Source organism: Mesorhizobium atlanticum (genome assembly GCF_003289965.1).
In the GTDB taxonomy this organism is placed as follows: domain Bacteria; phylum Pseudomonadota; class Alphaproteobacteria; order Rhizobiales; family Rhizobiaceae; genus Mesorhizobium; species Mesorhizobium atlanticum.
In genome coordinates this window covers 131,735-158,101 of record NZ_QMBQ01000004.1, presented here as the reverse complement: position 1 = coordinate 158,101, position 26,367 = coordinate 131,735, and the positions used below count along the sequence as shown (strand labels likewise).

The following is a 26,367-nucleotide window of genomic DNA, read 5'->3' as shown; positions in this document are numbered from 1 at the left end:
AGGAAGAACATGGCTGATACAGGCAACAAGAGGGCGCCGCTGAGAACCCGCCGGCCGCCGGTCGGGGCGTCGCCCGGCACGCTGATCGCCGATCCGGCGGCACGGCGCAGCGAGCTTCGGCTGACATTGATCTCGCCGCAGAAATACGAGACCATCGACAATGCCTCGATCGACGACCTCAACACCCATTGCCAGAAATGGCCTGTCGTCTGGCTGGACTGCACGGGGCTTGCCAACATTCCGCTGATCGAGGAGATCGGCCGTATCTTCAACCTCCACCCGCTGGCGCTGGAGGATGTCGTCAACACCGGCCAGCGGCCCAAGGTGGATTTCTTCGAAGACCATGCCTTCGTCGTCATGCGCATGATCGACGATGTCACCTCGCATCGCTACGAGCAGATCGCGCTGTTCTTCGGCCGGAATTTCGTCGTCACCTTCCAGGAACGCGAGGGCGATCCGTTCGATCCGGTGCGCAAGCGCATCGCGGCCGCGATGCCGAACCGGCTGCGCTCGCGCGGCGCCGACTATCTTGCTTATGCGCTGATCGATGCCATCGTCGACAGCTATTTCCCGCCGATCGAGGCGGCGAGCGAATTGGTCGACGGCATCGAGGACGAGATGCTGAACAAGCCGCACAAGCATCAGATGCGGCAGCTGCATGAACTCAGGCGTGACGCCGGCGTGCTCAAGGGCGTGCTGTGGCCGATGCGTGACGCGCTGGCGACGCTGATCCGCAACGACGTGCCTTTCGTGAAGGCCGAAACCAAGATCTTCTTCAACGACACGCTCGACCATTCGCTGCGGCTGATCGAGCTGGTCGAGAACCAGCGCGACATGCTCACCGGCCTGATCGAGATGCATCTCTCGCTGACCCAGGCCCGCACCAACGACGTCATTTCCTATCTGACGATCGTCTCGGTGATCTTCATGCCGCTGACCTTCCTGGTCGGCGTCTGGGGTATGAATTTCGATCCGGAAAGCTCGCCCTGGAACATGCCCGAGCTGAAGGCCTATTACGGCTATCCGGCCTCGCTTATGTTCATGGCGATCATCGCGGTCGGTTTGATCGCGTTTTTCAAATGGAAGAAGTGGCTCTAACCCCTGCACACTTTCTGGGCGACATGCATTAGCCTTTGAATTCTCCCGGTTTCGCGGCCGGAACCTGCGACAAGCCGGCTTGACAATTGGGCTGGTGTTTTTTCCGGAATTGCACTATATGCGCCGCAGCTTCGCGCCCTGACGCGTCGCTTGCACTGGCCCCTGCTGGACGACATCCCGGCTGTGGGCGTCCCGTTTCCTCCAACAGATAAGGAAAAGCACGATGTCGATTACTGCCGAGCGCAAGAAAGAACTGATGACCGAATTCGCGACCGCGAAAGGCGATACCGGATCTCCGGAAGTCCAGGTTGCCATTCTTTCCGAGCGCATCAAGAACCTGACCGAGCACTTCAAGGACCACAAGAAGGACAACCATTCCCGCCGTGGCCTGCTTGCTCTGGTTTCCCAGCGCCGCAGCCTGCTTGACTATCTCAAGCGCAAGGATGATGCGCGCTACCAGACGCTGATCGACAAGCTCGGTCTCCGTCGCTGACCAATTGACCGGCGGGCTCTCCAAGGGGGCCCGCCGGTCGCGCATTGGCGCATCGGATGGTCCGGTGCCGCAATGCTGAAAAGGAAATTCGCCTGCGCGCATGGCGCGTTCCGGAAACAGGATTTCCGGCGTCATGCGCAGGGTCGGCCGGGACCAATCGGCCAACCGGGTTCCGGACTGCAGAGGGCTATCCGGAACCGCCCATGGACGGTCATGGGGCAGGATTGCAGGATGCTCGCTCGGCTCTGAGCCGGACTTTATCGAGCTTCCCGTTGTCTTGCCCGTGGCTGCCCGAAGGAAGCCAGGGAAGGGAGAACCCGCGACCGTTTGGACGGTGCGGCCCTTTCCGCATATGAAGGACAAGATATGTTCAATCAGCACAAAGTGGAAATCGAATGGGGCGGCCGTCCGCTCATTCTGGAAACCGGCAAGATCGCGCGCCAGGCTGACGGCGCGGTGCTGGCCACCTATGGCGAGACCGTGGTTCTGGCCACCGTCGTCTCGATGAAAGAGCCGAAGCCCGGCCTCGATTTCTTCCCGCTCACCGTCAACTACCAGGAAAAGACCTATGCCGCCGGCAAGATCCCGGGCGGCTATTTCAAGCGCGAGGGCCGTCCGAGCGAAAAGGAAACGCTGGTTTCGCGCCTGATCGATCGCCCGATCCGCCCGCTCTTCGCCGACGGCTACAAGAACGACACCCAGATCGTCGTCACGGTCGTCCAGCATGACCTTGAGAACGATCCGGACATCCTGTCGATCGTCGCCACCTCCGCCGCGCTCACGCTTTCGGGCGTGCCCTTCATGGGTCCGATCGGCGGCGCCCGCGTCGGCTACATCAACGGCGAATATGTGCTCAACCCGCATATCGACGAGATGGAGGAATCCAAGCTCGACCTCGTCGTCGCCGGCACCGCCGACGCCGTGCTGATGGTCGAGTCCGAGGCCAAGGAACTCTCCGAGGACCTGATGCTCGGCGCCGTCGTTTTCGGCCACAAGAGCTTCCAGCCGGTCATCGATGCCATCATCAAGCTGGCCGAGGTCGCCGCCAAGGAGCCGCGCGACTTCACCGCGCCGGATTATTCCGCGCTTGAAGCCGAGATGCTGAAGGTTGTCGGCGACGAGCTTCGCGAGGCCTACAAGATCACCGACAAGCAGTCGCGCTATGCGGCGGTCGACGCCGTCAAGGCCAAGGTCAAGGCCGCCTTCGCCCCGGCCGAGGGCGAGGAAGCCAAGTACACCTCCGAGCAGATCGGCAGCGTCTTCAAGGAACTCCAGGCCAAGGTCGTGCGCTGGAACATCCTCGACACCGGCTCGCGCATCGACGGCCGCGATCTCAAGACCGTGCGCAAGATCGTGTCCGAAGTCGGCGTCCTGCCGCGCACCCATGGCTCGGCGCTGTTCACCCGCGGCGAGACCCAGGCGCTGGTGGTCGCCACGCTCGGCACCGGCGAGGACGAGCAGTTCGTCGATTCGCTGACCGGCATGTACAAGGAGAAGTTCCTTCTCCACTACAACTTCCCGCCCTACTCGGTCGGCGAGACCGGCCGCATGGGCTCGCCGGGCCGTCGCGAAATCGGCCACGGCAAGCTGGCCTGGCGTGCGATCCATCCGATGCTGCCTTCGGCGGAACAGTTTCCCTACACGCTGCGTGTCGTCTCGGAGATCACCGAATCCAACGGTTCGTCCTCGATGGCGACCGTGTGCGGCACTTCACTGGCGCTGATGGACGCGGGCGTGCCGCTGGCAAAGCCGGTCGCCGGTATCGCCATGGGCCTGATCAAGGAAGGCGAGCGCTTCGCTGTGCTCTCCGACATCCTCGGCGACGAGGACCATCTCGGCGACATGGACTTCAAGGTCGCCGGCACCGCCAATGGCGTCACCTCGCTGCAGATGGACATCAAGATCGACGGCATCACCGAGGAGATCATGGGCATCGCGCTTGCCCAGGCCAAGGACGGCCGCCTGCACATCCTGGGAGAGATGGCGCATGCGATCTCCGGCGCCCGCGCCGAGCTCGGCGAGTTCGCGCCGCGCATCGAGGTCATGCATATCCCGACCGACAAGATCCGCGACGTCATCGGCTCCGGCGGCAAGGTGATCCGCGAGATCGTCGAGAAGACCGGCGCTAAGATCAACATCGAAGACGACGGCACGGTCAAGATCGCTTCGGCCAACGCCAAGGAGATCGAGGCGGCGAAGAAGTGGATCCACACCATCGTCGCCGAGCCGGAAGTCGGTGAGATCTACGAAGGCACCGTCGTCAAGACGGCCGACTTCGGCGCGTTCGTCAACTTCTTCGGCCCGCGTGACGGTCTCGTCCACATCTCGCAGCTCGCCAATGAGCGCGTCGCCAAGACCTCCGATGTCGTCAAGGAAGGCGACAAGGTTTGGGTCAAGTTGATGGGCTTCGACGAGCGCGGCAAGGTTCGCCTGTCGATGAAGGTCGTCGACCAGGCGACCGGCAAGGAAATCGTCCAGGAGAAGAAGAAGGCCGAAGGCGAGGAAGACGCCGCCTGATCGGTTCGGCTGGATAGTTTAAGACGGGCGCGCCGCAAGGTCGCGCCCGTTTTGTTTCGAGGGTGCATGAATGGCCGCCGAGCCGCTGAAGACGCTGTTCTACCCGTTCGAGGCCGAGGCGCTGCCTCTGCCGCGAGAGGATGCCCGCGTTCTTTTTCTGGGCGCCGAGCCCGGCTTCCGCTTGCCCGAGGGTTTCGAGGCGGCACTGCATCTCGTGCAAGGTTTTCGGCCGCATTTTCGCGCCTTGCAGGCGTCCGGCTACACGGTCACGCCGCGAGTGGAAGGCCAAGGCTACGACATGGCTCTCGTGCTCGCCAGTCGCCATCGGGGCCAGAATGAGTTGCGCATCGCCGAAGCACTCGAGCGTGTCGAGCCGGGCGGGCTGATCGCCGTGGCAGGTGGCAAGGATGACGGCATCGACAGCTTGCGCAAGCGGATCAATGCGCTGGCGCCGCTCGAAGGCCACCTGCCGAAGCATCACGGCGTTGCCTTCTGGTTCCGGCGGACCGGCACGGAAGCAGCCGCGACGCTGCGCGCCGGCAACCCGGACCTGATCGTCGAAGGGCGCTTCAAAACCACGCCTGGCATGTTCTCCTTTGATCGGATCGATGCCGGTTCGAAACTGTTGGCCGCCAGCCTGCCTGATGATCTCAAAGGCAATGTCGCTGATTTCTGCGCGGGCTGGGGCTATCTGGCGGCGGAGGTTCTGCAGCGCTCGCACGGCCTTACCGCGCTTGATCTCTACGAGGCGGACTTCGAGGCCCTGGAAGCAGCCAGGCTGAACGTCCATGGCGCCATCGAGCCGCGCTTTTTCTGGATCGATCTTCTCACCGAAGCGGTCGAGCGGCGCTACGACGCAATCGTCATGAATCCGCCTTTCCACAGCGGCCGCGCCGCCGAGCCCGGCATCGGTGCCGGCATCATCCGCGCGGCGTCGAAGGTGCTGAAGCCGGGTGGCCGCCTGTTCATGGTCGCCAACCGCCAGCTTCCTTACGAACAGGTGCTTTCGGCGGCCTTCGCCAGCCATGTCGAGATTGCGCGCGACGGCATGTTCAAAGTGTTTTCGGCGCGCCGCTGAAATGCCTGTTGGGTGGCAGTTTACTGCAAGCTGACGATCCGTGCCGGCTCGCGCGCGGCGAAAGCGGACCGCGCCTCGCCGAGCTCGTCAGTGAGCGGCGCCGGCCGGCCGAACAGATAGCCCTGCACCACCTCGCAGCCAGCTGCCCTGAGCAGCGTGGCCTGGTTCTCGGTCTCCACGCCCTCGGCGATAATGCCGACGCCCAGTGCCCGCGACAGGCCGACAATGGTCGAGACGATCGCGCCGGAACTGGAGTCGGTGTCGATGCGGCTGACGAAGGAACGGTCGATCTTCAGCTTGCCGAAGGAGAAGTCGATCAGGTAGCTCAAATTGGAATAGCCGGTGCCGAAATCGTCGACGGCCACCGAAATCCCCATCTCGGCAAGCTGCTTCAGGATCGCGGCGGCGCGGTCGCGATCCTGCATCATCGCCGTCTCGGTGACCTCGAGCTCCAGCCGCGACGGCTTGATGCCGGTCGATTCCATCACCTCGCGCACGATGCCGACGAAATCCCTGGTCATGAACTGGACCGGCGAGATGTTGACGGCGACGAAGCAGTCCTGCGGCAGGTGCGCGGCGTCGCTGCAGGCCTTGCGCAGCACCCATTCGCCGATCGGGTTGATCATGCCGGTTTCCTCGGCGATCGGAATGAACTCCATCGGCGGGATCATGCCGCGCTCGGGATGCTTCCAGCGGATCAGCGCCTCGTAGCCGACGACACGACCGCTCGGCAGATTGAGCTGCGGCTGGTAGTGGAGGCTGAAGTCGCCGCGGTCGAAAGCGGTCTTCAGCTCAGCCTCGATCCATTGCCGATAATCGGCCACGCGGCCCATGTCGGCCTGGAAGACAGACCAGTTGCCGACGCCGCTGGACCGCGCATTCTGCAGCGCAAGGTTCGAACGGCGCAGGATCACCACCGGGTCGACGCCGTCCTTCGGCATCGCCACGATGCCTACCGACAGGCTGACCGACTGCAGGTGGGTCTGCAGCTGATAAGGCTCCATCATCTCGTTGATGAATTTTTCGATCAGCCGCTCGATCGAACCACGGATGTCGCGGTCCGGCAGCAGCACGCCGAACTCGCCGGCGCCGATGCGCCCGATCACCGCATCCTTCGGCATGCTCTCCCTCAGCCTGCTGGTGAAGGCGCGGACAAGCTCGTCGCCATGGCTGTAGCCGATGGCGTCGTTGATCTGTTTGAAGCGATCGATGTCGATGTCGATCAGGAACACCGGCTCGCCGGTTCGGATCGTCTCCGAGGCGGCATCGGCTATCTTGCCGACCATGGCCTGGCGCGACAAAAGGCCGGTGAGCTTGTCGAAATGGGTTTCCTTGACGACATAGGCCACCGATTCATCGACGCCGGCGAAGAACGACATCGCTGCACCGCCGGCGGCAAGCGCGCACAGCGCGGCGACGGCGCCTATCATCGTCTCGGCCGGCATGCCGGCCATGCCGTCGCCGAAGCCGAACCGCACTCCCCACAATCCGAGGATAAAACTGCCCATGCCGGAGCTGGCGATGGTGATCAGCCGGAACAGCGGTGTTCGCTTCGGGTTGCTGACTGCAGACATGCAAGGTCCCTGGATTGAGGGGTCTTATAACGGATATCTCCTTAAAATGAGTTTCCGCCGATGCATGCAATTTTACTGGAAGGCTACTGTCGCGACGGCAAACTATTCACGACCACCGTCGTTCTGCTTCAGTTCCTCCAGCGACGGCATCGAAACGATGTGATAGCCGGAATCCACATAGTGGATCTCGCCGGTGACACCCGACGAAAGATCGGAGAGCAGGTAAAGCGCCGAGCCGCCGACTTCGTCGAGGGTCACGGTGCGCCGCAGAGGCGAATTGCGCTGTTGATAGGAGAACATATGGCGGGCGTCGGAAACGCCCGAGCCGGCCAGCGTACGCACCGGTCCGGCCGAGATGCCGTTCACTCGGATGCCGCGCGGCCCGTAGTCATTGGCAAGGTAGCGCACGCTGGCCTCGAGCCCGGCCTTGGCGACGCCCATGACATTGTAGTTCGGCATCACCCGCACCGACCCGGCATAGGTGAGCGTGATCATCGAGCCGCCATTGCCCATCAGCGCGGCGGCGTTGCGGGCGACCTCGGTGAAGGAATAGCAGGAGATCACCATGGTGCGCACGAAATTGTCGCGGCTGGTGTCCGCGTAGAGGCCCTTGAGCTCGTTCTTGTCGGAAAAGCCGATGGCATGCACCACGAAATCCAGCCCGCCCCAGGCCTTGCCGAGGGTTTCGAAGGTCGCGGTGACCGAGGCGCTGTCCTCGACATCGCATGGCACGATCAGAGAGGCCCCCACCTTCTCGGCCAGCGGCTTGACCCGACGCCCGAAGGCGTCGCCCTGGTAGGTGAAGGCCAGCTCCGCCCCGTGCTCGGACAATTTCTTGGCGATGCCCCAGGCGATCGAATGATCGTTGGCGACCCCCATGACAAGCCCGCGCTTGCCCTTCATCAACCCTTCCATGTCCGGCAGATCCTTATGCGGAATAGCGCTGGAAAATCAGCGTTGCGTTGGTGCCACCGAAACCGAAGGAATTGGACAAAACGGTGTCGATCTTGGCGTTGTCGATACGCTTGCGCACGATCGGCATGCCCTCGAATTCCGGATCGAGCTCCTCGATATGGGCGCTCTCGCCGATGAAGCCGCCCTGCATCATCAGGATCGAATAGATCGATTCCTGCACGCCTGCCGCGCCCAGCGAATGGCCGGTGAGCGACTTGGTCGAGGTGATATAGGGCATCTTGTCGCCGAACACCTCGCGGATGGCGCCCATTTCCTTGGAATCGCCGACCGGCGTCGAGGTGCCGTGGGTGTTGATGTAGTCGACCGGGGTCGAGACGGTGGCAAGCGCCTGCCGCATGCAGCGGATGGCGCCTTCCCCCGAAGGCGCGACCATGTCGTAGCCGTCGGACGTCGCGCCGTAGCCGACGATCTCGGCATAGATCTTGGCGCCGCGCGCCTTGGCGTGCTCCAATTCCTCCAGCACCAGCACGCCTGCGCCGCCGGCGATGACGAAACCGTCGCGGTTGACGTCATAGGCGCGCGAAGCGGTCGATGCCTTGTCGTTGAACTTCGACGACATGGCGCCCATGGCGTCGAAGAGGTCCGACATCGTCCAGTCGAGGTCTTCATGGCCGCCGGCGAACATCATGTCCTGCTTGCCCCACTGGATCAGCTCATAGGCATTGCCGATGCAATGCGCGGAGGTCGAGCAGGCCGATGAGATCGAATAGTTGACGCCATGGATCTTGAACCATGTGGCCAGGGTGGCCGACGCCGTCGACGACATCGCCTTCGGCACGGCGAATGGACCGATGCGCTTGGGACTGTTGTTCTTGATCGTGGTTTCGGCCGCTTCGACGATGGTCCGGGTCGAAGGGCCGCCGGACCCCATCACGATGCCCGTCCGCTCATTGGTGATATCGCTTTCGCCTAAGCCCGCATCGGCGATCGCCTGGTCCATGGCGACGTGGTTCCAGGCCGCGCCCTGGCTCAGGAAGCGCATGGCGCGGCGATCGATCATCGGGGTGGGATCGAGCGTCGGCGCGCCCCAGACCTGGCAGCGGAAGCCGTGCTCGGCGAAGGAATTGGAAAAGCTGATGCCGGATTTGGCATCGTAAAGCGAGCTCTGTACCTCATTGGCATTGTTGCCGATCGACGACACAATGCCGAGCCCTGTCACTACGACCCGTCTCATTCGCAACTCCTTCCGGCGTATCCGGGCGGAAACCTAGCCGGTTTTCGCCTGTGATCATACGCAAATAAACTGACGTGGCGCCCATTGGGTACGCGGACGCCATGGCGAAAAACGGTCAGGCGGCCGACTGCTTGGACAGGCCGACCTTCAGATCCGTGGCGGCGTATATGGGTTCGCCATCCGCCTTAAGCCAGCCGTCGGCGATGCCGAGCACCAGCCGGCCGCGCATCACGCGCTTGAAGTCGACGCCGTACTCGACCTTCTTCACCGACGGCGTCACCATGCCCTTGAACTTCACCTCGCCGGTCGAAAGCGCCATGCCCTTGCCGGGCTCGCCCAGCCAGCCGAGATAGAAACCGGTCAACTGCCACATGGCGTCGAGGCCGAGGCAGCCCGGCATGATCGGATTGCCGATGAAGTGGCAGGCGAAGAACCACAGGTCCGGCTTGATGTCGAATTCGGCGCGGATGAAGCCCTTGTCGAAAGCGCCGCCGGTCTCGCTGATCTCGGTGATGCGGTCGAACATCAGCATAGGTGGGTAGGGCAGCTGGGCGTTGCCCGGCCCGAACAGGTCGCCGCGGGCGCAGGCGAGTAGTTCCTCGTAATCGTAGCTGGACTTTTGATCCGCCATCAAATTTCCGTCCCCGTGTTCTTCGCGGGCGGCAGGGCGCCCTTGTCGTTGGTTTCCTAACACACTCTGTTTGCGGCCGGAAACCGGCGTTTGCGCTTAACCCGTGCGCCTTCGCGGGTCAATGCGCGCTATTGATCGCATTCGGACTACAGAATATATGTCGATTGGTGTCCGGTTTTGGCTTTTGACGTCTTTTTGCCATTCTGGGCCTGTTGGTGGGCTGGGCAACAAAGCTTCGACGCGAAGATGGATTCGGGCTATCGGAAGGACAATGTCGCTGTGGACAAGCGGGTTCGCGAAGCCGGCCTGAGGCCGACGCGCCAGCGCATCGCGCTGGCCGATCTGCTTTTCGCCAAGGGCGACCGCCACCTTTCGGCCGAGGAACTCCACGAAGAGGCGATCGCCGCCGGCGTGCCGGTTTCTTTGGCGACGGTCTATAACGCACTCCATCAGTTCACCCAGGCCGGCCTATTGCGCATCCTGGCGGTCGAAGGCTCGAAAACCTATTTCGACACCAACACCTCCGACCATCATCACTTCTACGTCGAGGGCGAGAACCGGATTTTCGACATCGAAAGCGGACCGGTCACCGTCTCCAACCTGCCGATACCGCCGGAGGGCATGGAGATCGCCAATGTCGACATCGTCGTGAGGCTTCGCCCGAAGCGCGGCGACTGATCCCGTGGCGACGCGGCCCGTCGACCTGATCGTCCGATTTGAGTGGGTCACCGTCGCCGCCTTGGCTGTCGTTTGCTACGCATTGGCCGGCTTTTCCTGGTGGCTTTTTGCGCTGCTTATCCTGGCGCCGGACCTGTCGATGCTGGGCTACCTCGCCGGGCCGCGCGTCGGCGCCGTCACCTACAACGCCTTGCATATCCTGATTGCCCCGCTCGTCCTTCTGCTCGCGGGTGCGTTGCTCGCCGGCCCGCTCACGACCACCGTGGCGCTCATCTGGATAGCGCACATCGCCATCGACCGTGCCCTCGGTTACGGCCTCAAGCTGCCCACCGGTTTTCAGGATACGCATCTCGGCCGCATTGGCCGCGACCGCAATCGCGTGGCCGGTTAAGGGTACGTCGAGATTCAGGCCAAGCCGGCTTGACCTGAATTCGCTTAAAGCGCTTCGCGCTGAACCGGATTCAGGCGACGCGCTTTAAGCCTTTGTTTTGATGCATGTCGTTGTCCCAGAACCGCTGTACACTTCTGGGCGACATGCATTAGTTCTTGAACTTCTCGCCCGGATAGGCGCCCCACACCTGCGACTGGGCCATCCAGCCGGTGTGGCCGTCAAAGGTCATCTCGCACCATTGGCCGTCGCATTTCTTGATCGAGCCGATCACGCCCGGCTCGATGATGGCGATGACGCCGGCATCCTTGTCGGGCTCGTCGAGCAGGTTGACCTGCCCGCCCTTGCCACGCTGCCAGGGCGCGACGATGGCGGTGCGCCGGCCGGAAAGCAGCGACTGGTTGATCCAGCCCTCCGACCCATCGGCATCGCGCACGCGGCGCCAGGTGTCGAATTCCTGGATGACTTCCATCGGCAGGCCGGCCTTCAGATACATCCAGTTGACGGAATAGTTGGCGCCGGGGCCGACGCGCGAATTGACGCGGGCCGGTTTCAGGCTGACGAAGCGCGGCAGCGGCAGGCCGCTCGGACCAAGCGTTATGGTTTGCGCCGGCGCGGCCGCACTTTGCGCGAATGCCTGCGGCGCGCAAAGGAGGGCGCCAAGGATGGCTGCGCTGAAGGCCAGGCGAAGCGACGCGAAACCAGACACTTTCGTTCCTTTCGGCGCCGGTCCGTCGGATGAGCGCCCCTTTTTCTTTGTCTTCGGCGGCACCGCTTGTTACAGGAGTGGGCAGATGCCGCGACTGGCTACAAGTTTCGCCGGTCTTGGTTAAAGAGGTCTCAACGAGATCGGTTTCGAGAGCATGATCCCGAAAAGTGGGAACCGGTTTTCGGAACAGATCATGCTCCAAAAAAGAGTAGGATCGGGATGACGATTCGACGAAACGTCATCCTGATCGAGGAAGCTCCGGGGATAAAATGGCAGGCAAAAAACGGCCCCTCGTCGTCATCACGCGCAAGCTGCCCGACCCTGTCGAGACCCGCATGCGCGAGCTGTTCGACGCAAGGCTGAATGTCGAGGACCGGCCGATGACCCAGCCTGAGCTGGTCGCGGCGGTCAAGGAAGCCGACGTGCTCGTTCCCACCATCACCGACCACATCGACGCGGCGCTGATCGCCCAGGCTGGCGAAAACCTCAAGCTGATCGCCAATTTCGGCAACGGCGTCGACAAGATCGACGTCGCGGCGGCGGCCAAGAAAGGCATCACCGTCACCAACACGCCGAATGTGCTGACCGAAGACACCGCCGACATGACCATGGCGCTGATGCTCGCCGTGCCGCGGCGGCTCGCGGAAGGAGCCAATGTGCTGACGGGTGAGAAGAAATGGGCCGGCTGGTCGCCGACCTGGATGCTCGGCCGGCGCATCTGGGGCAAACGTCTCGGCATCGTCGGCATGGGCCGCATCGGCACGGCCGTCGCCAGGCGGGCCAAGGCCTTCGGCCTCTCGATCCACTACCACAACCGGCATCGCGTGCTGCCGGCGGTCGAGGAGGAGCTGGAGGCAACCTACTGGGAAAGCCTCGACCAGATGCTGGCCCGCATGGACATCATCTCGGTCAATTGTCCCTCGACGCCGGCGACGTTCCACCTTTTGTCCGGCCGCCGGCTGGCGCTGATGCAGCCTTCGGCCTACCTCGTCAACACGGCGCGCGGCGACATCATCGATGAGGAAGCGCTGATCAAGCTGATCCATGACGGCAAGATCGCCGGCGCCGGCCTCGACGTCTATGAGCACGAGCCGGCGCTGAACGCCAAGCTATTGAAGCTTGCCGCCAAGGGCAAGGTGGTGCTTCTGCCGCATATGGGCTCGGCCACGCTCGAGGGCCGCATCGACATGGGCGAGAAGGTGATCATCAACATCCGCGCCTTCTTCGACGGCCATCGCCCGCCGGACCGCGTTCTGCCGCTGAGGGCCTGAAGGCTTAAACGGCCACGGTAATCGCGCCGTCCGCGGCGACGGTTACCGCGCCTCCGCGGTAGGCATCGAACGCGCCGCGGTCGAGCCGCACCGCGATCGGCGTCTGCCAGCCCATTTCCCGGGCGACGATCAGGCCGAGCAGCAGGATGGCGTCCGGCTCGTGCAACACCAGGGCCGCCGGCGCGCCGCCGTTATGGACGAGTTCCATCAGCACCGCCGAAGCGGATGACGAGCCGATCGTGCCCGGGAGGAACAGCACCCGGCCGGCAATGACCTCGCCATGCTGCGGGTGGCGGACATCGGCGATGCGGCCCGTCTTGGGGTCGACGCCGCCCCAGAAGCTGATCGGCGCCGTCAGCACCAGCGCTTCGCCTTCGCCGGCCTTGCCTGGCACAAGGATTTCGGCCGTGGCGCTCATGCGGCGATATCCGTGAAGACCGGGTTGCCGAGGACCGCGCTTTCGACACAGTCGGCGAGCGAGGCATAGAGCACCGCGTAGCCGGTGTTGCCCGGCGCGTAATGCGCGAACTTGCCCGAATTGGTCATCAGCACGCCGCTGCTCAGCTCCGGCATGATCGGCGTCACCACCACGCATGTGTCGGCGACGATGACCACGCCGCTCGCCTCGAGCCTTTTTCGCCGGCCGTCCTTTTCCAGCAGGGCAAGCGCGTGGCGGCCGGTGCAGGCATAGATCGGGACAGTAAGCCGCCGCCCGGCGATCAGCCGCTCCAGGCTGTCGAATTCGTCATGCGACAGATGCGGGCTGCCGATCGCCACCGCATCGATGGTCTTTGGCGCTGCCGCGGTCGACAAGCCGGCGCGGGCCTTAGCCGCCATGTCGTGCGTCACCCGGATCACCGCTTCCGGCTCTGGCCCGGCCAGGATGGTTGCGACGTCGGGAGCCTCGGGCGTCACGCCGGCAATGTGGAACAGCCCGACCGCGCCGGACGACGCGGCCGCCGCGCCGAACGCTTTCAGCGCGTCCTCGCCGGGATGACCGGTCACGCCTTTGACGACGCCGATCGCGTTGCCCACCTCGCGGCCGTAGAGGCTGCCCAGGACGGGCCAGGCGATCTCCGAGGCAAGGAAGGATGGCGACAAGCCTGAGACATCGAACACGAGCCGCGCCCGGCGATTCTCGGGCCGGTGCAGACCGTAATCCGGCGCGCGGGCGGTGATGGCGCAGGCAATGTCGAGGAAATCGCCGTAGCGGTTGGTGCGCGCGCCCAGCACCGAATTGCAGAAGACGACCGCGTTGGACTCGCCCCAGGCCACGTTGCTGCCGAGTGCGGGCCTGTGGCCGGCCTGATAGGGCGCGCAGGTCCAGCTCTGCTCGCAGCCGAGCTTACGATAGGCCTCCATCATCCGCCGCGCCATGCCGCGCTGCGGCTCCTCGAGACGAATGCGCGAGCAGCCCATCAGGTCGAGCGCTCCGACATTGAGCGTCGAGCGCACCGCGACCTTCGCGCCGCCTTCGACCAGCCTCTCGGCAAACAACGTGCCGGAATCGCCATGATAGAGCGCGCCGTCGATATGCGCGGACGCGATCGGGATCAGCCTCGGCGCGCCGAGCAGCCTGGCGCTTTCGGCGACGATGCGCATCGCCATGCCCGCGCCGTCCTGGCCGGCGACGATCGCCTGTTCTTGCGGGCTGAGTGCGAGACTCAAGGCAGCACCTTGCGCATCGTGATGGAGGTCGGCCTGTCATAGCCCGCATGCGCCGTGCGCGCAGTCTCGCGAAAGCCGAGCCGGGCGAAGGCCGCATGGTTTGCAGTCAGTTCGATGCGGGCCTGGAGCTCGATCGCATCCTTGTCCCGTTCGCGGGCAAGATCCTCCACCGCTTGCATCAGCCGGGCTCCGACGCCTTGACCCTGGAGCGCTGGCTCGACCGCGAGCTTGCCGACATAGAAATCCCGCGCCCGCTCCAGCGCGAAGACGCAGCCGACGATGCGGCCGTTCTCGACGGCCAGAAACCCCGCCTCCCTTTTCGCTTTCTCGGCAAGGCTGTCGGCGCTCAGAAGATGCGCCGAAGATGGCGGGTCGATAACGCCGTCCATATAGGCGAAGGCGCGGCGGATCAGCGCGAGCAAGTCGTCCCATCGGTCGAAATCCGCGGGTAGGCCGATTATGGAGATGCCGACGGTCTGGTCCATGCGCTCAAACGGCCTTGTAGCGGATGGTGTCGAAGCGGGCCGTGAGCCCGTCATAGAGTAGCAGCCTGCCGATGAGCGGCTCGCCTATGCCGGTGATCAGCTTGATCGCCTCCATCGCCTCCAGCGCGCCGATGACCCCCGTCAGCGCCCCCACGATGCCGGCAACGGCGCAGGAGGGCACCAGCCCTTCGGGCGGGGCTTCCGGGAACAGGTCGCGATAGCTCGGATTGCGCTTGCCGTCGGCACCAGTCTCGAACGGTTTCAGCACCGTTACCGAGCCGTCGAAACGGCCGACGGCGGCGGTGACCAGGGGTTTCTTCTCGCTGGCGCAGGCATCGGCGACCGCGTAGCGCGTCTCGAAATTGTCGGAGCCGTCGACAACGACATCGTAGCGGGCGACGAGGGCAGTGGCGTTCTCTTCGGTCAGCCTCAGGCGGTGCGCTTCCACCGTGACGTTGGGGTTGATGCGCATGATCGCAGCTGCCGCGCTGTCGGTCTTGGCCAAGCCGATCGTGTCGCTGCCATGGATCACCTGCCGCTGCAGGTTGGACAGCGAAACCGTGTCGTCATCGACGATGCCGAGCGTGCCGACGCCGGCGGCGGCAAGATATTCGAGCACCGGCGCGCCGAGCCCGCCGGCGCCGATCACCAGCACCCGCGCCCGTTTCAGCTTCTGCTGGCCTGGCCCGCCGATCTCGGGCAGCACGATGTGGCGGGCATAGCGTTCGAGTTCTTCGTCGGTCAGGGCGGCATCGGTCATGGCCGGACCTTATCTCTGGCGCAGAGCCTTGTCAGTAAGCGCAAGGCAATGCCTTGTGGTCCACACACGAGGGGTTTGGCATGACGCAAGGCAAGGCCTTGTGGCCCAGTGCCGAAATAGCTTCACCGGCTAGCCGGTCGGCTCGACGCTGCCGTGATCGACCGTGAGGAATTGCGCCCGGCCGGCAAGGCTTGAGAACAAGGCGGCATCCGTGCCCGTCATGAAGGCCTGGCAGTTGAGCTCCTCAAGGATCGAGAACAGCGCCGCGCGCCGGCCGGCGTCGAGATGCGCGGCAATCTCGTCCAGCAACAGGATCGGCGTCAGGCCCGACATCTCGCCGGTCAGCCTGGCATGCGACAGCACGATACCGACCAGCAGCGCCTTCTGCTCGCCGGTCGAGCACAGTTCCGCCGGCATCGACTTAGGCCGGTGCCGCACCAGCAGGTCGGAGCGGTGCGGGCCGTCCAGCGTGCGACCGGCGGCGCGGTCGCGCTCACGACCATTGGCAAGAGCGGCACGATACCGCTCCTCGACGTCGACCGCCGGTGCATCGCCGAGCGCGCCCTCCAGGTCCCCGGCAAGGCTGATATCGGCCTGCGGAAACGGCCCGCTGCCGGGCAATCTGTCGATCATGGCGGTAAGCAGCCGCACCAGTTCGGACCGCGCCGCGGCTATCGCCACGCCGGTTTCGGCCATCTGCGTCTCGATCGCGTCGAACCAGGCGCCGTCCCGCGAGCCTTCCGTAAGCAAGCGGTTACGGCCGCGCATTGCCTTCTCATAGTCGAGCGCGCGCTGACCGTGGCCAGGGTCGATCGCCAGCACCAGCCGGTCGAGGAAGCGGCGGCGGTCCGCCGCCGGACCGGGAAACAGCCCATCCATCGCCGGCGTCAGCCAGACGACCCTGAGCCATTCCAGCATGTCCTCGGCCGATCGCGCCGGCGCGCCGTTGATCCGCACCTTCCGGCCGCCTTCGCCGGCGGCGTCGCCGCCGGAAATGCCGGTGCCGATCTCGACCTGGCCCTCCGGCCCGTCGATGCGCGCATGCAAGGCGAAGCCGCCAACGCCGCCTTCCCGCGCAACATCCGCATAAGGCGCGCGGCGCAGGCCCCGGCCAGGCGTCAGGAACGAGATCGCTTCCAGGAGATTGGTCTTGCCGGCGCCATTGTCGCCCGACAGCACCACCGCGCCAGGCGCAAAGTCGAGGGAAAGCGCCGCATAGTTGCGGAAATTCGTAAGCGTTAACTTACTTATATAGCTTTGCTGCCGAAGCTGTTTCGCATCCGCGGTCACGACGACACATCAGGTCCGCTAGAGCAATTCCAGGAAAAGTGCACTGCGGTTTTCCGCCCGGAATTGCGACAGACAAAAGCGCAATTCCAGGAAAAGTGCACAGCGGTTTTCCGTCCGGAATTGCGGCGACAAGAGACCTAGACCCGCATCGGCATCAGCACGTAGAGCGCCGTCTCGTCGGCCATGTCGTGGATCAGCGTCGGCGAGCCGGCATCGGCCAGCATGAACTTGGCCTCCGAACCGGTGAGCTGGGCCGCGACGTCGAGCAGGTATTTGGCGTTGAAGCCGATCTCGATCGGGTCCGACGAATAGTCGGCCGCCAGTTCCTCGGTGGCGCTGCCCGAATCCGGATTGTTGACCGCGAGCGTGAGCTGGCCGTCATTGATCGACAGCTTCACGGCCCGGCCGCGTTCGGAGGAAATGGTCGAAACGCGGTCGACCGCGGCGGCGAAGCTCTGGCGGTCGATGATCAGCTTCTTGTCGTTGCCGGTCGGGATGACGCGCTGATAGTCGGGGAAGGTGCCGTCGATCAGCTTCGAGGTCAAAACGACACTGCCGATGGTGAAGCGGATCTTGGTGTCCGACAGTTCCGTCGTCACCGCGACATCGGGGTCGTCGACCAGCTTCTGCAGTTCGCTCACCGTCTTGCGCGGAATGATGATGCCCGGCATGCCTTCCGAACCGGCCGGCGCGTCGATCTCGGCGCGCGCCAGGCGGTGCCCGTCGGTGGCGACCGAGCGCAGCTTCAGCTTGCCGCCGACTTCAACGGTGTGCAGGTAGATACCGTTGAGATAGTAGCGCGTTTCCTCCGTCGAGATGGCGAACTGGGTCTTGTCGATCAGCCCCTTCAGCGCCGCCGATTCCAGCCGGAAGATATGCGAGAACGAGCCGGCCGAAAGCTCCGGGAAGTCGGATTGCGGCAGGCACTGCAGGCGGAAGCTCGAACGGCCCGAGGTGACGGTCATCGCGTTGCCGTCCTCGTCCGTCTTCAGCATCACCTCTGCGCCATCGGAAAGCTTGCGCACGATGTCGTAGAGCAGATGCGCCGGCACCGTCGTCGCGCCGCCACGCTCGACCTTGGCGGGCGTCGCCTCCGTCACCTCGAGGTCGAGGTCGGTCGCCTTCATCTCAAGGCTCGCGCCCTCGGCGCTGAGCAGCACGTTGGAGAGGATCGGTATGGTGTTGCGCCGCTCGACCACACGGTGGACGTGGTTGAGGGACTTCAGGAGATTTGACCGTTCCAGGATAACACGCATGACGAACAGGCTCTCTTCAATGAATGAACGGATCACCGCAGGCGGCATCCCGCGAAAGCCCTGAAAGGCTTCCAGAATCTCTGTAAGCTGACAGTAAAAAGCCTGCGAACGCAAGCCCGCGGCACCGGTTACGGCCGGTTGCGCGGGCTTTCTGGGGATAAAGCCGGCGATGCGGGTCGCCGGCCATTTTTGCATAGCCTCAGGCCTGGTCGTTGATCAGCCTTCTGAGCAGTTCGAGCTCCTGCGCCAGCGTGTTGTCGGCGCCTGAAAGGTCTTCGATCTTGCGCACGGCATGGAGCACGGTCGTATGGTCGCGGCCGCCGAAACGCCGCCCGATCTCCGGCAGCGAGCGCGGCGTCATCACTTTCGACAAATACATCGCCACCTGCCGCGGCTTGACGATGGTGCGCGTGCGCCGGTTGGACAGAAGCTCCGTCTTCGACACGTTGTAGTGGCGCGCCACGATGCGCTGGATGTCCTCGATGCGCACCCGCTTCGGCTCGCCCGAGCGGTAGATGTGGCCGAGAATCTCGTCGATGCGGTCGATCGTGATCTGCGGCTCGAAGGACTGGCGAAACAGAAGCTGGTTGAAGGCGCCTTCAAGCTCGCGCCCGCTGCCGGTGACGGTGCGGGCGACATGCTCCAGGATCTCGTCCGAGATGTCGAGCGAGGTGTCATCGGTCTTGGCGGTGGCGCGGCGCAGCTTCAGCATGCCGAGCCGCATGGCGAAATCGGGAGCCGACATCTCCAGCGCCACGCCGCCATTGAGGCGAGAACGGACGCGCGGCTCCAGCGATTCCAGTTCCGACGGCGGCCGGTCGGCCGCCACCACCACCTGCTTGGCGCTGTCGAGCAGCATGTTGATGAGGTGGCAGAATTCGTGCTGGATCGACTTGCCTTGCAGGAACTGCATGTCGTCGATGATCAGCAGGTCGATGTCGCGCAGCTGCTCCTTTAGCGTCAGCGCGTTGTTGTCGCGGATCGCGGTGGCGAAGCGCCACATGAAATACTCCGCCGTCAGATAAACGACGCGCGACTTCGGATTGTGCCGCAGCGATTCCGCCGCGATCGCCTGCAAGAGGTGCGTCTTGCCGAGCCCAACGGTGGCATGCAGGAAAAGCGGATTGAAACGCACCGCGCTCGACTGCGATTCCGCCACGGCTCTCGCCGCCGCGAAGGCCACCCTGTTGGACGGCCCCTCGATGAAAGACGCGAACGTGTAGCGCGGGTCGAGCGGTGAGCCCAGGACATTGTGGCGGAACTCCGGTTCCGCGGACGCGCCCTGGCGGGGCGCCGGCGCCCGTTGTTCCACGCGTCCGGCGCTCGCGGTGCCGTTGGCGAGCGCGGTGTGCGTCTGTCTGGTCATCTTGCGGGCCGGCACGATTTCCGGCTCGACATGGTTGCGCCCCTGGCGCGTCGCGGTGCGCACGACAATCTCGATCTTGAGGACGTCGGGATCCTCATGCCGCCACAGCTCCGCGATAAGCTCGAGATAGTGGCCGTTGATCCATGACCGCAGGAAGGCGGTCGGCACCGAGATGCGGACAATGCCGCGGGAGGCCTCGGCGACCTTCATGCGACCAAACCAGCTCGAATAGACCTCGGCCCCGAGACGCGCCTTCAGCTGGGTCTTGACCCGCTCGAACTTCTGTTCCGCGTCGCTGGATGCCGCCACGTCGTCCCCCCCAACAAAAGTTGCCGAAAATGGGAGCTCGCCCGCTATCTCCCTCTCGATGCCGCCTTGCATGATCAAAGTTCCTTGTCTTTCGTACCCTTTTCCGCCGGGGATGCGCCTCCTGCATCCTTGGTCCGGCGACCTCATTCGCTGCGCTGCCGCTGCCGCCGCCGGCAAACGGTCATCGCAACTCGCGCAAGGGACCAGCCGCCGGCTCCGCACGCCGGCTTCGACAAAGACAAGGCAATACGCCACCCTCCGGCGAAAACGCCGGCGAGACATCGACCGCCAATGTACAATTACGCCAGTCCCCTACCGCACCGAAGAGACAAACCAAGCCACGCGCGGAATTGCTCCACGTCATGAATTCTGCCATTTTGTGCTGGCCGATTCAGGCTGGGTCAGGGGCTAGAGCCCGTCCCTTCGATGGATGGACATTACCGAAATCGCTGTGGATAGGGCAAGGCCACATCTAACGGTTTTTTAACGAATCTGGTTACCGCAAGGGGCTTGAATTCGGGTGCCGCAACGGCACGTTTTGACAAAGCCATTGTGATTCAAACCCTTTTCCGGCGAATATGAAAAAGGCCGCCCGAAACGAAATATTCTGAAATAATTCTCTTGACAGCTACTTCTCCCCCGCCGCCCGACCGCGCGTTGAACAAGCTGTGGATGACCGCCTGTAAGCCTTTGAAAAAAATACAGAATTTCTGACAGGGGAATTTGGGCAGGTGCCGCGTCGGAGGCGCGCAGATATAAGCGGCGCTGTATATGCCGGCAAAACATTACCGGGATTGGAATCGCCTCATAAGTGCAGCTTGCGAGCAAACTTTTTAAGTACTTGCCGGCAAACGAAAAAACCCGGCCTGTACGGCCGGGTTCAGTATCGACGGAGTGAAAGAGGAGTCGGTCAGGCCGACAGCGTCTTGACCCGCTGGGCCAGCCGCGAAACCTTGCGGGAAGCCGTGTTCTTGTGGACGACGCCCTTGGTGGCGGCGCGCATCAACTCCGGTTCCGCCGCCTTGAAGGCTTCCACCGCGGCGGCCTTGTCGCCGGCGGCCAGCGCCTCTTCGACCTTGCGGACATAGGTGCGGACGCGCGAGCGGCGGTTCTTGTTCACCGCAGCGCGGCGGGCGATCTTGCGCGTAGCCTTTTTGGCCGAGGAAGTATTGGCCATGATGCCTCTCTTCTGATCTGGTAAACGCCAGCGATGTCGCGGGGCGCAAAAAACAAACGGGCAGCCACGGGCCGCCTCGGTTGGTGCGGCTTATAGTTCAGCTTTCCCGGCTCGTCAACGCCGCTTCGCGGTCTTTTTAGGCCTCGATGTCGTGTCCCGCAAAATTGCGGCCACCTGGCCGACGCGCCTAGCGGTTGGTGAAGTTCGGCTTCCGCTTTTCGACGAAGGCGGCCATGCCTTCTTTCTGGTCGTCGAGCGCAAACAGCGAATGGAACAGACGGCGCTCGAAGCGCAGCCCCTCGGCCAGCGTCGTTTCGTAGGCGCGGTTGACGGCTTCCTTGGTCATCATGACCGACGGCAGTGAGAACTCGGCGATCTTCGCCGCCGCCTTCAGCGCTTCGTCGAGCAGTTCGGCGACCGGGACCACCCGCGAAACCAGTCCGCAGCGCTCGGCCTCGGCCGCATCCATCATGCGCCCTGTCAGGCACATGTCCATCGCTTTGGACTTGCCGACGAATCGGGTCAGCCGCTGCGAGCCGCCCATGCCCGGCATGACGCCGAGCGTGATTTCGGGCTGGCCGAACTTGGCGTTGTCGCCGGCGATGATGAAGTCGCACATCATGGCCAGCTCGCAGCCGCCGCCGAGCGCATAGCCCGCGACCGCCGCGACGATGGGCTTGCGCGTGCGCGTGAATTCCTCCCAGCCGACGAAGAAATCCTGCGTGTAGGCGTCGGCGAAGGACATCGCCTGCATTTCCTTGATGTCGGCGCCGGCGGCGAACGCCTTTTCCGAGCCGGTGAGCACCATGGCGCCGATCCCCGCATCGGCGTTGAACGCACCCGCCGCCGCCACCACCTCCGCAAGGACCTGCGAATTCAGCGCGTTGAGCGCCTTGGGCCGGTTCAGCGTGATCAGCCCGACCTTGCCGCGTGTTTCCACGAGAATGGTTTCATAGGTCATGGTTCGCTTCCTTCCGCGGCAGTGGGACGATCCACACCGTTCCTAGCTTACCGCTGACAGGTCCGGCAATAGAAGGTCGAGCGGCCGCTTTGCACGATGCGCTCGACATGGCCGCGGCAGCCCGGCCTCTGGCACGGTTCCCCCTCGCGATCGTAGACCGCGAAGGAATGCTGGAAATAGCCGAGCGATCCGTCGGCCTGGACATAGTCGCGCAGCGAGGAGCCGCCGGCGGCGATCGCGTCGGCGATGACCGCTCGGATCGCCTCCGCGAGGCGCCCGCTTTGTTCTTTCGCCCTCTTGGCCGATCCGGCGATGGTGCCGGCTTCGCGCAGCGGCGAGAGCCCGGCTCGCCACAGGGCCTCCGCCACATATATATTGCCGAGCCCGGCGATCAGCCGCTGGTCGAGCAATGCCGCCTTGAGCGGCGATCTGCGATCCTTCAGCAGTGAGGCGAGCAAGGGACCGTCGAGCGCGTTGCCGGTCGGCTCGACGCCCAGTCCGGCGAGCATCGGGTGCGCGTCCGGCGCGCCTTCGGCAAACAGCATGAAGCCGAAGCGGCGCGGGTCGTTGAAGATGACCCGGGAGCGCGCGCCTTTTTCCGAGACGACGTCGAACACGACATGGTCGTGCGCCGCGCTTTTCGACCGCTCGTGATGGAAGGTGCCGGGGATGTCGCCGCTCCCGGCGGTTTCGACCCGGAATGACCCCGACATGCCGAGGTGGCAGATCAGCACCGGACCATCTTCGATATGCATCGTCAGATATTTGGCGCGCCGGCCAAGCGCCGTCACGGTCTTGCCGGTGAGCCGCTCCGAAAAGCGTTCGGGAAAAGGAAAGCGAAGGTCGGGCCTGCGCGCTTCGACCTTGACGAGCCGCGCCCCTTCCAGGACCGGCTGCAGTCCGCGCCGGACTGTCTCGACCTCGGGCAGTTCAGGCATGGCCGCCTATCGTTGCGAGGAAGGATGTTCCATGGCGGCCGGCTGCCAGGCCAAGGTGATCCGCAACGGTCTCGCCGATATCGGCGAAGGTCGGCCTGAGTCCGATGTCGCCGCCCTTCAGCCCCGGCCCGATGCCGATCACCGGAACGCGCTCGCGCGTATGGTCGGTGCCGCGCCAGGTCGGGTCGTTGCCGTGATCGGCTGTGAGGATGAGAAGGTCGCCCGCCCTGAGGCGCGACAGCGCCTCGGGCAGCCGACGGTCGAAGGCTTCGAGCGCGGCCGCATAGCCGGCGACGTCGCGCCGATGGCCGAACTCGGTGTCGAAGTCGACGAAATTGGCGAAGACCAGGTCGCCTTCGCCGGCGTCGTCCATGGCGCCGAGCGCCGTGTCGAACATCGCCATGTTGCCGCCGGCCTTGCGCACATGCGAGATGCCGCGATGGGCGAAGATGTCGCCGATCTTGCCGACCGCGATGACCTTGCTGCCGCGCTCCGTCAGCCGGTCGAGCAGGGTCTCCTCCGGCGGCGGCACCGCATAGTCGCGGCGGTTGTGGGTGCGCTGGAACGTGGCGGGCGTCTCGCCCACGAAAGGCCGCGCGATCACGCGTCCGATCTTGAGCGGATCGACGAGCCGGCGCACCGTGAGGCAAAGCTCATAAAGCCTCTCCAGGCCGAAATGCGTTTCATGCGCGGCGATCTGCAGCACGGAGTCCACCGAGGTGTAACAGATCGGTTTGCCGGTGCGGATATGCTCATCGCCGAAGCGTTCGATGATCTCGGTTCCCGGCGCATGGCAATTGCCGAGGATGCCCGGCACCTTGCCTTCGCGGATGATCTTCTCGGTCAGCTCGGGCGGGAAGGCCGGCACGGTATCGGGAAAGTAACCCCAGTCGAAGCGCACGGGCAGCCCTGCGATCTCCCAATGGCCCGACGGCGTGTCCTTGCCGCTCGACACCTCCTGTGCGGCGCCGTGGAAGGCCGAGGCGACCAGCGGCGCATCGATGCCGGTGCTGAGCCCGGTCGCGGCTTGCGCCGCCCGGCCAAGCCCGAGCGACATCATGTTGGGCACGGCGAGCGGTCCTTTGCGCAGACCTTCCCGATCGGCGCGGCCTTCGGCGCAAGCCTTGAAGATGTGTCCGAACGTGTCGGCGCCGGCGTCACCATAGCGTTCGGCGTCGGCCGCTCCGCCGATGCCGAAAGAATCGAGAACGAACAGGAACGCGCGCGCCATGGGTGTCATCGTTGTCAGTCCTGGTCGCCAGACATAAGGTTCCCCGGCGGCGTTGGCAAATCGGAAACCAAACCGCAACCGCTTCGCGCCATAGTTGCGACGAGGCGTGGCTATGACAGGAGCAAAGCAAGCATGGCGAGGCGCGGCAAAACCGCGGCGAATCAGGCCGTGAAAATGTGCGCGGCCGCTCTCCTGGCGTCCGGCGCCGCCGCATGGCCGGCACACGCCGACTGGCGTGACGACATCGGCACGTTCCGCATCGGCATCGTTGCCGAGCCGGGCGGCGGCAACACCGTCCCCGGGCTTGCGCGCCTGACGGATGCCTATGCCAACGCGCTCGGCATGAAGGTCGAGTTCGTCGTTGCCCGTGACTATGCGGCGCTGATCGAGGCGCAGGCGAGCGGGCGCGTGCAATACGCGGTCTATTCGACGCTTGCCTATGCCACTGCCTCGGAGCGCTGCGGCTGTGTCGAACCGCTGGTGGCGCCGGTCGACGCCGACGGCGCCGTCGGCATCCGCTCCGTCCTGGTGACGCGCGACGGCAGGCTGCAGGACCTTGCCGCCATGGCTTCGCATCGGATCGCTATTGCGCCGGCCGATAATGTCGGCGGCGCGCTGCTGCCGTTGGCGGCCCTTTCCGCCGCAGGGGTCAAGATCGCGCAGGATTCGCCGTTCCTGGCACGCGCCGCGTCTGCCACGGCGGCCGAGACGATGTTGAGCGGCGGCGATGCGGATGGCCTGTTCGGATGGGAGCCGGCCGATGCCGACGGTCAATCCACCCATTCCGGCGGCACTGTCGCGCGGCTGGAGGCTGCCGGTATTTCCGGGGCGTCGCTTAGGGTGTTATGGACCTCCAACCTGTTGCGCTACGGGCCGCATGCCGTGCGCAGCGATCTCGATCCCGAGGCAAAACGCCGGCTGACGGTCTTCCTGACCAATCTCAAATCGCAGACGCCTGACGTGTACGACCTGCTGGAGAGGGCGCATTCCGGTGGCTTCGTGCCGGCGATGTCCAAGGATTACGCCATGGCGATGGGAATCGTACGGCGGGCATTGGATGGCCGCGAATGACCGTCAGCAGTCGCTGCAAGGGATCGTCGGACTCCGGCGAGGCCTGAGATAATAAGTTTCGCTCATGTTTATGTTGCTGAAGGTCGACAGCAATCCAAACGATTTCGCTTTTTCATCCGTCGCGCTCCAGGCGATGACCGGTATATAGCCGAGATCGCTTTCCACACGGATTACGAAAGTGTTGCGGATCTTCAACGTCGCCGGCACCGTGGTGGTGCTGCCCGCGGCCGCGTCGACGCTGTAGGTGGTGCCCACCAGCTTGCGCGACCACACTACCTTCACTGTCGGCGACGCCTCGTCCGACATCTGTATGGCGGTGATGATGATCTTCGGATTCGAGCGGTTGTAGGGCAAAAGCGTCGTGCTGCCGATCTTCATGATCGCTTCGAGGTTTGCCTTCACGACCGTCTGCTGCTGCGTGACGAGGTCGGCCACCATGCTGCCGATGCGGCTGACCTTCTTGCTGGTCTCGATGGCCTGTGATGCCTCCATCGTGATGAAATACATGATGAGCAGCACCGGCGCGATGAACGCAAACTCGATCGCGGCGACGCCGCGCCGATCGCGGCCGAACCGCCTCGCTCGCGCCACCATGGCCGAAATCCCCCAATGTGCCCCCGCACGGTGCATCCTATCCCTCCAAGCCGCCCCAGCCTCAGCCGTCCGCCGGCCTTAGTTGTCGTCGAATGGTTCGTTCTGCCAGGTCACGGATGCAAAATGCAGCGTGGTGCCGTCGTTGAAATTCTGCATCTGCTTGGCCAGGAGATCCGTCATCACCGGCCATTTGTAGAATACCCGCAGCATGTTGATGGATTCTGCCAGGCCGGGTGCAACCGTGAAGTTCGTGTCGCTCCCCCCTTGCGTCAGAATGATCTGGTTGCCCGATATCCTGAAGCCTGCGGTGGCGGCGTTCGCAAAGCTCGAATATTCGCGCAAATCGACCTGCAACCCCGGGCAGTTCTGGGCCACCATGATCTGCAGGCGGTTGCAGATCAGCTGTTTTATCGAAGAGTCGGTGACGTTGCTCTTCTGGATCTGCCCGGTCCGCAACTGACGTGCAACGTCATCCGTGGCGTTGGCCATCACCTCCTGGCCGGCAAACGAGATGCAGCTCTCGAGGATAGCGAAGACGAGAAGCGCGAACGGGATGGCCAGCATCGCAAATTCCATTGCCGTGCTGCCGCGTCTGTCGCTGAAGAAGCCGGGGCGGGACTTGGCGCACACCGTGCTGTCCATGCCGTTGCCGGATGTGGCATCCTTGCTCATTTG

At 64.0% G+C, this 26,367-nt stretch carries 26 protein-coding genes; 8 read left to right on the top strand and 18 right to left on the bottom strand.

The features are described from left to right. The first annotated feature begins 9 nt into the window (after positions 1-9). The 4 genes from corA (at position 10) to DPM35_RS14420 (ending at position 5,186) form a co-directional block, all read left to right on the top strand. Positions 10-1,098, top strand: coding sequence for a magnesium/cobalt transporter CorA (corA, locus tag DPM35_RS14435; RefSeq protein WP_112127960.1), 1,089 nt, complete (start codon positions 10-12; stop codon positions 1,096-1,098). A 223-nt stretch (positions 1,099-1,321) separates the two neighbouring features. Then, entirely contained in the window at positions 1,322-1,591 is a 270-nt protein-coding gene (gene rpsO, locus DPM35_RS14430) for a 30S ribosomal protein S15 (RefSeq protein ID WP_042647108.1), read from the top strand. Positions 1,592-1,957: 366 nt separating this feature from the next. Then, the gene (pnp, locus tag DPM35_RS14425) at positions 1,958-4,108 is read left to right on the top strand and encodes a polyribonucleotide nucleotidyltransferase (protein ID WP_112127959.1); all 2,151 of its coding nucleotides are present in this window, start codon (positions 1,958-1,960) and stop codon (positions 4,106-4,108) included. A gap of 70 nt (positions 4,109-4,178) precedes the next feature. Further along, positions 4,179-5,186: a class I SAM-dependent methyltransferase gene (locus DPM35_RS14420; RefSeq protein WP_112127958.1), complete on the top strand. Its 1,008-nt coding sequence runs from the start codon at positions 4,179-4,181 to the stop codon at positions 5,184-5,186. 20 nt (positions 5,187-5,206) lie between these two features. Here the strand turns inward: DPM35_RS14420 and DPM35_RS14415 are convergent, their stop codons facing one another. The 4 genes from DPM35_RS14415 to fabA all read right to left on the bottom strand — a co-directional run bounded on the left by DPM35_RS14415 (position 5,207) and on the right by fabA (position 9,540). Next, positions 5,207-6,760 (bottom strand): putative bifunctional diguanylate cyclase/phosphodiesterase, encoded by a 1,554-nt coding sequence (locus DPM35_RS14415; RefSeq protein ID WP_112127957.1) that lies wholly within the window; start codon positions 6,758-6,760, stop codon positions 5,207-5,209. A gap of 102 nt (positions 6,761-6,862) precedes the next feature. Next, the gene (gene fabI / locus DPM35_RS14410) at positions 6,863-7,675 is read right to left on the bottom strand and encodes an enoyl-ACP reductase FabI (protein WP_112127956.1); all 813 of its coding nucleotides are present in this window, start codon (positions 7,673-7,675) and stop codon (positions 6,863-6,865) included. Between the two features lie 13 nt (positions 7,676-7,688). Beyond that, positions 7,689-8,909 carry a beta-ketoacyl-ACP synthase I gene (gene fabB, locus DPM35_RS14405; RefSeq protein WP_112127955.1) on the bottom strand — a complete coding sequence of 407 codons (1,221 nt, stop codon included), beginning with the start codon at positions 8,907-8,909 and terminating at the stop codon, positions 7,689-7,691. A 115-nt stretch (positions 8,910-9,024) separates the two neighbouring features. Then, on the bottom strand, positions 9,025-9,540 hold the full coding sequence (gene fabA, locus DPM35_RS14400; protein ID WP_040985924.1) for a 3-hydroxyacyl-[acyl-carrier-protein] dehydratase FabA: 516 nt from the start codon (positions 9,538-9,540) through the stop codon (positions 9,025-9,027). A 246-nt stretch (positions 9,541-9,786) separates the two neighbouring features. On the opposite strand from fabA, the gene irrA reads away from it, so the two are divergent. Both irrA and DPM35_RS14390 read left to right on the top strand, forming a co-directional pair. Beyond that, positions 9,787-10,218, top strand: coding sequence for an iron response transcriptional regulator IrrA (gene irrA / locus DPM35_RS14395; RefSeq protein ID WP_112127954.1), 432 nt, complete (start codon positions 9,787-9,789; stop codon positions 10,216-10,218). A gap of 4 nt (positions 10,219-10,222) precedes the next feature. Then, the gene (locus DPM35_RS14390; protein WP_112127953.1) at positions 10,223-10,609 is read left to right on the top strand and encodes a DUF4260 domain-containing protein; all 387 of its coding nucleotides are present in this window, start codon (positions 10,223-10,225) and stop codon (positions 10,607-10,609) included. Between the two features lie 148 nt (positions 10,610-10,757). Here DPM35_RS14390 and DPM35_RS14385 read toward each other — a convergent pair whose 3' ends face one another. Then, positions 10,758-11,315 (bottom strand): SH3 domain-containing protein, encoded by a 558-nt coding sequence (locus DPM35_RS14385; protein ID WP_112128468.1) that lies wholly within the window; start codon positions 11,313-11,315, stop codon positions 10,758-10,760. Positions 11,316-11,584: 269 nt separating this feature from the next. Between DPM35_RS14385 and DPM35_RS14380 the strand changes: the two genes are divergently transcribed. Further along, the gene (locus DPM35_RS14380) at positions 11,585-12,586 is read left to right on the top strand and encodes a 2-hydroxyacid dehydrogenase (RefSeq protein WP_112127952.1); all 1,002 of its coding nucleotides are present in this window, start codon (positions 11,585-11,587) and stop codon (positions 12,584-12,586) included. A gap of 4 nt (positions 12,587-12,590) precedes the next feature. Here DPM35_RS14380 and DPM35_RS14375 read toward each other — a convergent pair whose 3' ends face one another. The 11 genes from DPM35_RS14375 to DPM35_RS14325 form a co-directional block, all read right to left on the bottom strand. Next, on the bottom strand, positions 12,591-13,004 hold the full coding sequence (locus tag DPM35_RS14375) for an aconitase X swivel domain-containing protein (RefSeq protein ID WP_112127951.1): 414 nt from the start codon (positions 13,002-13,004) through the stop codon (positions 12,591-12,593). Next, positions 13,001-14,254: an aconitase X gene (locus DPM35_RS14370; protein ID WP_112127950.1), complete on the bottom strand. Its 1,254-nt coding sequence runs from the start codon at positions 14,252-14,254 to the stop codon at positions 13,001-13,003. Before DPM35_RS14370 ends, DPM35_RS14375 begins: the two co-directional genes overlap by 4 nt. Further along, complete coding sequence (locus tag DPM35_RS14365) at positions 14,251-14,739, bottom strand: GNAT family N-acetyltransferase (RefSeq protein WP_112127949.1); 489 nt, start codon at positions 14,737-14,739, stop codon at positions 14,251-14,253. Before DPM35_RS14365 ends, DPM35_RS14370 begins: the two co-directional genes overlap by 4 nt. 4 nt (positions 14,740-14,743) lie before the next feature. Beyond that, the gene (locus tag DPM35_RS14360; protein ID WP_112127948.1) at positions 14,744-15,499 is read right to left on the bottom strand and encodes a molybdopterin-synthase adenylyltransferase MoeB; all 756 of its coding nucleotides are present in this window, start codon (positions 15,497-15,499) and stop codon (positions 14,744-14,746) included. Between the two features lie 129 nt (positions 15,500-15,628). After that, positions 15,629-16,789 (bottom strand): DNA replication/repair protein RecF, encoded by a 1,161-nt coding sequence (gene recF, locus DPM35_RS14355; RefSeq protein WP_112127947.1) that lies wholly within the window; start codon positions 16,787-16,789, stop codon positions 15,629-15,631. Positions 16,790-16,926: 137 nt separating this feature from the next. Next, positions 16,927-18,045 (bottom strand): DNA polymerase III subunit beta, encoded by a 1,119-nt coding sequence (gene dnaN / locus DPM35_RS14350; protein WP_073989394.1) that lies wholly within the window; start codon positions 18,043-18,045, stop codon positions 16,927-16,929. A 199-nt stretch (positions 18,046-18,244) separates the two neighbouring features. Further along, positions 18,245-19,720 (bottom strand): chromosomal replication initiator protein DnaA, encoded by a 1,476-nt coding sequence (gene dnaA, locus DPM35_RS14345; protein ID WP_425373359.1) that lies wholly within the window; start codon positions 19,718-19,720, stop codon positions 18,245-18,247. 910 nt (positions 19,721-20,630) lie between these two features. Continuing rightward, complete coding sequence (gene rpsT, locus DPM35_RS14340) at positions 20,631-20,897, bottom strand: 30S ribosomal protein S20 (protein ID WP_040985913.1); 267 nt, start codon at positions 20,895-20,897, stop codon at positions 20,631-20,633. Positions 20,898-21,084: 187 nt separating this feature from the next. Next, on the bottom strand, positions 21,085-21,858 hold the full coding sequence (locus DPM35_RS14335) for an enoyl-CoA hydratase (protein WP_112127945.1): 774 nt from the start codon (positions 21,856-21,858) through the stop codon (positions 21,085-21,087). Between the two features lie 47 nt (positions 21,859-21,905). Next, positions 21,906-22,796 carry a bifunctional DNA-formamidopyrimidine glycosylase/DNA-(apurinic or apyrimidinic site) lyase gene (mutM, locus tag DPM35_RS14330; RefSeq protein WP_112127944.1) on the bottom strand — a complete coding sequence of 297 codons (891 nt, stop codon included), beginning with the start codon at positions 22,794-22,796 and terminating at the stop codon, positions 21,906-21,908. Beyond that, the gene (locus DPM35_RS14325; protein ID WP_112127943.1) at positions 22,789-24,027 is read right to left on the bottom strand and encodes a phosphopentomutase; all 1,239 of its coding nucleotides are present in this window, start codon (positions 24,025-24,027) and stop codon (positions 22,789-22,791) included. The genes mutM and DPM35_RS14325 overlap by 8 nt, the downstream gene beginning before the upstream one ends. A 174-nt stretch (positions 24,028-24,201) precedes the next feature. Here DPM35_RS14325 and DPM35_RS14320 point away from each other — a divergent pair, with 174 nt between their 5' ends. Beyond that, positions 24,202-25,098 (top strand): phosphate/phosphite/phosphonate ABC transporter substrate-binding protein, encoded by an 897-nt coding sequence (locus DPM35_RS14320; protein ID WP_245431540.1) that lies wholly within the window; start codon positions 24,202-24,204, stop codon positions 25,096-25,098. 3 nt (positions 25,099-25,101) lie between these two features. On the opposite strand, the gene DPM35_RS14315 is transcribed toward DPM35_RS14320, so the two are convergent. Together DPM35_RS14315 and DPM35_RS14310 are read right to left on the bottom strand one after the other, a co-directional pair. Beyond that, positions 25,102-25,728: a TadE/TadG family type IV pilus assembly protein gene (locus tag DPM35_RS14315; protein WP_112127941.1), complete on the bottom strand. Its 627-nt coding sequence runs from the start codon at positions 25,726-25,728 to the stop codon at positions 25,102-25,104. 42 nt (positions 25,729-25,770) lie between these two features. Next, positions 25,771-26,364: a TadE/TadG family type IV pilus assembly protein gene (locus DPM35_RS14310; protein ID WP_425373358.1), complete on the bottom strand. Its 594-nt coding sequence runs from the start codon at positions 26,362-26,364 to the stop codon at positions 25,771-25,773. Positions 26,365-26,367 lie beyond the last annotated feature (3 nt).